This window comes from Rhodococcus olei, assembly GCF_039540555.1.
Taxonomy (GTDB): Bacteria; Actinomycetota; Actinomycetes; order Mycobacteriales; family Mycobacteriaceae; genus Rhodococcus_G; species Rhodococcus_G olei.
The window spans coordinates 40,692-46,945 of the sequence record NZ_BAABFB010000078.1 but is presented as its reverse complement, the minus strand read 5'-3'; the positions used below and the strand labels follow the sequence as shown (position 1 = coordinate 46,945).

General features: G+C 67.5%; 7 protein-coding genes and 1 pseudogene. 4 read left to right on the top strand and 4 right to left on the bottom strand.

Features of this window, described 5'->3' with window-relative positions:
• Positions 1–1,111: 1,111 nt before the first annotated feature.
• Positions 1,112–1,633, top strand: a complete 522-nt coding sequence (locus ABD951_RS27860; protein ID WP_345353402.1) for a hypothetical protein — start codon at positions 1,112–1,114, stop codon at positions 1,631–1,633.
• Between the two features lie 68 nt (positions 1,634–1,701).
• On the opposite strand, the gene ABD951_RS27855 is transcribed toward ABD951_RS27860, so the two are convergent.
• The 4 genes and pseudogenes from ABD951_RS27855 to ABD951_RS27840 all read right to left on the bottom strand — a co-directional run.
• Positions 1,702–2,259 carry an RES domain-containing protein gene (locus ABD951_RS27855; protein WP_345353400.1) on the bottom strand — a complete coding sequence of 186 codons (558 nt, stop codon included), beginning with the start codon at positions 2,257–2,259 and terminating at the stop codon, positions 1,702–1,704.
• Positions 2,260–2,673, bottom strand: coding sequence for an antitoxin Xre/MbcA/ParS toxin-binding domain-containing protein (locus ABD951_RS27850; protein WP_345353398.1), 414 nt, complete (start codon positions 2,671–2,673; stop codon positions 2,260–2,262). It abuts the gene before it with no gap.
• 159 nt (positions 2,674–2,832) lie between these two features.
• Positions 2,833–3,264, bottom strand: coding sequence for a hypothetical protein (locus ABD951_RS27845; protein WP_345353396.1), 432 nt, complete (start codon positions 3,262–3,264; stop codon positions 2,833–2,835).
• 404 nt (positions 3,265–3,668) lie between these two features.
• Positions 3,669–3,878 (bottom strand): annotated as a pseudogene (locus tag ABD951_RS27840) (integrase core domain-containing protein); the annotation flags it as partial.
• Between the two features lie 119 nt (positions 3,879–3,997).
• Between ABD951_RS27840 and ABD951_RS27835 the strand changes: the two are divergent.
• The 3 genes from ABD951_RS27835 (at position 3,998) to ABD951_RS27830 (ending at position 6,024) form a co-directional block, all read left to right on the top strand.
• Positions 3,998–4,879, top strand: coding sequence for a zeta toxin family protein (locus ABD951_RS27835; RefSeq protein WP_345353394.1), 882 nt, complete (start codon positions 3,998–4,000; stop codon positions 4,877–4,879).
• Between the two features lie 164 nt (positions 4,880–5,043).
• Entirely contained in the window at positions 5,044–5,202 is a 159-nt protein-coding gene (locus ABD951_RS28775; RefSeq protein WP_425569981.1) for a transposase, read from the top strand.
• 282 nt (positions 5,203–5,484) lie between these two features.
• Complete coding sequence (locus ABD951_RS27830) at positions 5,485–6,024, top strand: IS3 family transposase (RefSeq protein WP_345353408.1); 540 nt, start codon at positions 5,485–5,487, stop codon at positions 6,022–6,024.
• Positions 6,025–6,254: the final 230 nt, after the last annotated feature.

Sequence of the window (6,254 nt, the reverse complement as noted above, 5' to 3'; positions counted from 1 at the left end):
CCGCGGCGCTCCTCCCGACGCTCCGCGTCGGGAGACGGGGCGGGTCGCTGCGCTCCCCGCCAGGGAGCCGCTGCGCGGCTCGACGGTGCTCCAGTCATGCTGCCGCCGAGCGGGTCGCTGCGCTCCCCTCGAACTCGAAACTACCGTCTCACCAACATATTTCATCGTCACCACCGCAACACCACCAGACCCGAACGAGAGCCCGGGACGCGCTGCGCGCGCCGAGGTCCAGCCCGCCACGTCACTCTCAACCCGTCCCGATGTCATGCCCCCATGGTACCCCACCATCCCGACGCAGGCAACACGGCACCAAGCCGACTAAAGCTGAATAATCAATGCTCCCAATGCAATACGTCATCTCTAGGAAAAATAGGATCAAAACATCCGAAATCATCATCTACACAAATAAACTCCCAAACAAATTGCACACCAACATAATTCCCGATGCAGCCACCGTGATATCCCCATGCCGCACAACTACGCCCACACCACACCCACCCCACCCGCAACACCACCACCCACCGAATGCTGGTAGGGCCCAGCGCGCCGGCCTCGAGGTGGCATGTGACATCACCGCGCGTCAACAGCTGGCGCTCCCAGAACTTGCAGAAGGCCCGAGCGTTCCAATGTTTCGGTTGATCAAACCGCGCCCCACAGTTGTGTTCCGGCTCATGCGGCCGCCTTGAATGCCGGCTTCTGTGTGATCGTCTCCGACCGGGCGTTGATCATCCGTGCATCGAGGGTGGCCGGGTCCGCGGTTCGCTTACTTCCGGCGTGCTCGGGTGAGAGGCTGAGGCTCGGATATCCGTCGCCCCACCACTCGATCCCACCGTCGACGGTCAGCACATCGGCTTGCGATCCGAGGGGCTCGCACACAGCGAGCCGGCACCGCTCGGCGTAGTCACGGGCGCTGTCGCGGCGACCGGGAGCGGGGACCTGGCTGCGGTAGCCGAGGACACGGGGCCACCACCGCGATCGGTAGACGATCCGGACGAACTCCGGGTCGTCGTACGCGACGCCGCGCCGAGCGTCGTGGTTTCACGCTCGCCGCCGGCGGACGCCGATACTGTCCGGTTTGTTCGTATCGGCACACACGTTGGAGGACACCTACATGCGATTGACCGCCCGCGCCGCACTCGTTGCGGCAGCGTCGATTCCGCTGGCCGCCATCACCCCGGCCCTGGCATCCGCCACCGCCGCAGGTGACGTCACCTTCGCCTACACGGTGAACGGATCGACGGTGACCAACACGATCACCAACAACTCCCACTCGACGCTGTTCTGTGGCACTGGCCTCGGGCTTGCACCGGGCGGGGTCCTGCCGCCGGTCGAGGACATCCTCCGCGCCGGTCAGACGCTGTACACAAACGGCGAGGTCGCGCCCGGCTCGGTGACACAGACGGTGACCGACGTCCCCGACGGCTCCTACGTCGCCCTCGCCTCGTGCAGCCGCAACGACGCCGGCACCACGACCATGTGGGTCTCGGACTACCCCGGCATCGCCGACTACCTAGCAGGCATGCCGGCCACCACCGCGTACACCGTGCAGCAGGCGTCCACCGTCGTCACCGTCCCCAACGTCGCACCGCCCGCCGGGGGCCTCCCGGACCTCGGTCAGATCTTCGCCAGCTGACAACACACCCCTCAACACCGAGGGCCCGCACCGAATCCTGGTGCGGGCCCTCGGTGTTGAGGGCGGCGTCAGGAGATGACGCGGTGCAGTGCCTTCGCGGCGTCGAGGATCGCGGGGTGATCCAAGTCCAGGTCCTCCACACGGACGAGGTCCGGGCGCAGCCAACTCGCCAGCACCGACCACTGCGGCCGGTGGAAGGACCACCACGAGACCGCCTGCCACGCCCGCTCACCACCATGCGGCCCGGTTTCCAACCAGATCCGATGCCCCCACCCCTGGGTGACGGTGAGGTTGCGGGTCACGACCTGAGTCGGCCGCAGCCTCAGCCGCACCAACTGGGCCGGGTCGTCGAGGTCGAGCACGCGCAGGTCGTCGGGAAGCTCGAACACACCGAGTGCGCGGCGTGCGCCGGGGACGGCGGGGAAGTCGAGCATCGACTCCTCCCACCGGGCGAGGTTGCCGAAGCTCTCCCCGCACGCGGCCTCGGCCAGGCGCGAGACGTACCAGACGTGATAGTCCGGGTGGTCGATCCGGCCGCCGCGCTGCGGGCGGTGTTCGTAGAGCGGGTGCCCCGGCTGACCGGGGCCGGCGGACGGCAGGTGCGGGAAGATGCGGTAGACGAGCACTCAGGCGGCCCCGCCCCACGTCTCGGCGTCGAGAGCCTCGAGGACCGGCGCCGGACCCGACAGCTGGAGCACGTCGATCGGCCGACCGCCGTCGAGGTAGACGTTCGCACTCTCGAGCCACGTCCGGGCCGCCGTCTCCCCCCACACCAGCCGGGCGCGAGCGAGCACGTGCTCGAGGTCGATCAACAACGGCGCAGCGCCAGGACCGGGCCGCTCGTCACCCTTGATCCACCGGCTGGGCTGCGACTTGTTCACCCCGACGATCGCCGCCAGCTGCGCGCCCCCGAACTCGTCGGCCAGGTACCGCACTCGCTGCGCCGAGAGCGGATCATCGGCCGCCACACGCGGTGACCGGACCAGGGCGGTCCTGCGCACCGGGTGCTGGTGGGTCTTCTTCCTCATCGCGTTCGCCATGAATCCATACTACCCAACTTTTAGGTTGGGTGACTAGCCCGAATGTGGCAGCGAGGCCGTGGGACGTGTCATCTGTGCAGGTCAACCCACAAGAATGCCCCTACACCGACCCAGGTGCAGGGGCATTCTCGGTACCGACATCCGCGGAGTCACGGCGGGCTAGCGCTCGTGCGATTCGGCCGGCGGTGCCTGCGGAGGCTGCGCCGTCGCCTGCGCGTATTGCTGCCGCGCAGGCATGTACTGCTGTGGGGCCGGCGGACCCACCTGCCACGGCTGCGGCAGACCGTGCTGCGGCAGACCGTATTGCGCCCGGAAGCGGTTCTTCCGGTTGGTCCACACGATGGTGCCGACCATCAGACCGACGCCGGCACCGATCACGGCACTGACCACCGCGAACATCATCAGAATCGAGATGAGCTTGCCGCCGTCGACGTCACTGAAGTCGTCGCCGTTCTGCTCGAGCCCCACGGTCACGAGGAACCAGCCAAGGATGAACCCGGCCAAGGCGCCGGCCAGCGCGCCGCCGATGGCGCCGACGGTCAGCGGGCCGCCCGCAGCCGGCGGCTGCGGCGCGACGGGCTGCACCCACACTGGCGGCGCAACAGGAACGTATCCGGCTGCCGAGCCGGGACACGGAGCTGCTCCGGGATTCGGCGGAACACCCGTCGGTGGTTGGATCGGATCTGTCACGGTATTGGTCCCCCTGAATGATGTCGTCAGCATCGACTCCCCCAGTGCGGCAGCCGAACCCGCTCCCGGGCTATTCAACCGTAGCGGTCGACTCTTCCCAACTCGTACTCCATCACGTTGAAGGCCCGCACCCAATCCGGGTTCGGGCCTTCAACACGTCGCTACGACGCGGGGACGAGATCCGACAGCTTGAGCGGGAACGGGTACTTCCCTGGGGCGTCAGTGGTCGATTCGATGACCGCTGAGGTTGACCCCGTCCAGCGGACACAGGGTCAAGCGGCTTCCGCCGCCCGAGCAAACTACCCCTCGAACTCGACCGGACTGATCATCCCGATCGCCGAGTGACACCGACGCCGGTTGTAGACCCGTACGATCCAGTCGCCGACAGCGACCCCAGCGTGCCGCTTCGTCGGCCACAAGAATCGGTTGAAGAACTCGACTTTCATTGTGGCCCAGAATGATTCGTCCTACGCGTTGCCCCAGCAGACACCGGTCCGGCCGACCGACTGTGCCAGCTTGTGAGCCCGGGCGAATGGGACCAGATCGAACGGGCCGGGGACCTGATCTCGGACACCGACTACCAGCACCTGTTCGCCTCGACCGCCGAAGCCCGGCGCGCGGCCGGGCGCACGTAGTGGCAGCCGACCCACGAACGGCGACCGCCACCGCACACGAGCGCATGTGCGCCGGCGGCGGCATCCTCGACAAGAACGGCGCCACCGCCACCCACCGCCTCCACGGCGCAGACCCCCGGCGGCGTCGCACCGTCGACGCGATCATCGACTCCTACCTCGCGGAACAGAACGACGTCATCCTCGGCGGCCAGTTCTGCGCCATCGCGACAGCCGGGGTGCCCGGCGCCGGCAAGTCGACGAACATCCAGAAGAACGGTCTCGGGGGCCAGGGCTGGCGCGTCCTCGACGCCGACCACGTCAAGGACCACCCGATCCGCGACGCACTCGAATCCGGCCCCTACCGCGCCATCCTCGACACGCCACTGCCGGACGGCGGGACAGTGATGCCCCGCGAACTGGCAACACTGGTGCACACCGAATCCACGAAGATCCTCGACGCACTCCAGGACATGTGCATCGCCCGCGACGAGAACATCGTCATCGAGGGCACGTTCAGCTGGCCCGGACTCGGGGAAGGACTGCTGCGACAACTCGGCGCGGCAGGCTACCAACGATTCACCATCATGGACGTCGAAGTCACCCGCGAGCGCGCCCAGGACCAAGCACTGCAGCGATGGTGGAACGGTCGGACCGACGGCAACGAGCTCGGGGGCCGATTCACGCCGGCGACGGTCATCGCCGCCCTGTACCCGGCGCCGGAATCCGAGTCGATCTGCGCGATAAACGCCCGCGCCACGTTCGACCACCCGCTCACCGCCGAAATCGACACGGTCGCACTCCTCGTCGACGACCACACCAGCGGCACGCTGATACACCGCTCGTCCACCAAGCACAAGGGAAACATCAACTACGAGACCGACACCGCACCCTCAAAACCGTAGAACAGGGCCAAGCAAAGTCCCCACCGGCCCCCACGGACCCGATCGTCACACCCGTCCGACATATCCGACCGGACGCTGACAAGTGCCGCGTCCGACAACCCTCGAACGAGACGTTTCCTGAACTTCCCCCAAAACCGTGGAGGCATGCGCTATGAGAGGTAGTCATGCCAGAGACACGTCGGAAGTTCGATCCGGAGTTCCGTGAGGGGGCGGTCCGGATCGTGCAGGAGACCGGGAAATCGATTGCACAGGTGGCCCGCGACCTGGGCGTCAACGCGGGGCACCCTCGGCAACTGGGTCGCGAAGGAGCGCGCCGATCGTGACGGCACGCGGGCCTTGTCGGGCGACGAGGTCGCGGAGCTCACACGCCTGCGCCAGGAGAACGCCGAGCTGCGGACGGAGCGCGACGTTTCAAAGCGATCGGTGGTTTCTGTGGGTGAAGGAGGCGACGAGGTGAGCGTGGCCCGTTTCGTCGCTGACCAGAGAACCATGCACGGGGTGCCACACGCGTTCTGCTGCCTGCTGCTGGGCGTGTCCGTCTCCTGGCTGTACAAGTCGGTCGATCGTGAGCCGACCGACCGGCAGCGGCGCCGACGTTCCCGGACCTGCTCAACCGGGATTTCACCGCCCCGGCGCCGAACGTCACGTGGTGCGGCGATCTCACCGAGATCCCCACCGACGAGGGCAAGCTCTACCTGGCGATCGTGATCGATCCGTTCTCCCGCACGTTGCTGGCCTACCCGACCAGTGTGCACCCGGACGCGCGGTTGGCGGGCGATGCGATCAAGATTGCGGGCGCGGTGCGCGGCGGCCGGGCGGCGATCGACGGGGTCGTGTTTCACACGGACCGCGGATCGACCTACACGGCAAAGAGTTTCACCGATCTGTGCGGGCATCTCGGGCTACGCCAGTCGATGGGCCGGGTCGGATCATGCTTCGACAACGCCGCCGCGGAGGCATTCTTTTCCACCCTCGAGCACGAGGTTCTGTCCCGGCACCACTTCACCACCCGCGACCAGGCCCGGCAGGTGGTCGTGGGTTGGTGTCTGGACTTTTACAACACCCGTCGACGGCACAGCGCCGCGGGATTGCAGTCGCCCGCCGACTACGAGAGGATCGCCGCAGACCAACCGGCCGCAGCATAAGGAACCCTCCACGATCCGAGGGGAAGCCCAAGGGGCCGCCCCACGACGCAGGGCCCTGCATCGCGATACCCACCCGGCGGGCGGCGCACCGATCGACGACCCGACGCGACACCGACCGCCGACCCAACGACCAGCCCTGCGACGGGGCACCCCCGCCTGCCCGAACCTCGGCACGGCTCACGCCCAGCGCGCGCCACCACAACCACGACCGCCGGAGCCGGCCCCACACC

Coding starts and splice junctions, on each gene's coding strand:
- ABD951_RS27850 (WP_345353398.1), bottom strand. CDS start 2,673: ATGGCGAACGCGATGAGGAAGAAGACCCACCAGCACCCGGTGCGCAGG.
- ABD951_RS27860 (WP_345353402.1), top strand. CDS start 1,112: ATGCGATTGACCGCCCGCGCCGCACTCGTTGCGGCAGCGTCGATTCCG.
- ABD951_RS28775 (WP_425569981.1), top strand. CDS start 5,044: ATGCCAGAGACACGTCGGAAGTTCGATCCGGAGTTCCGTGAGGGGGCG.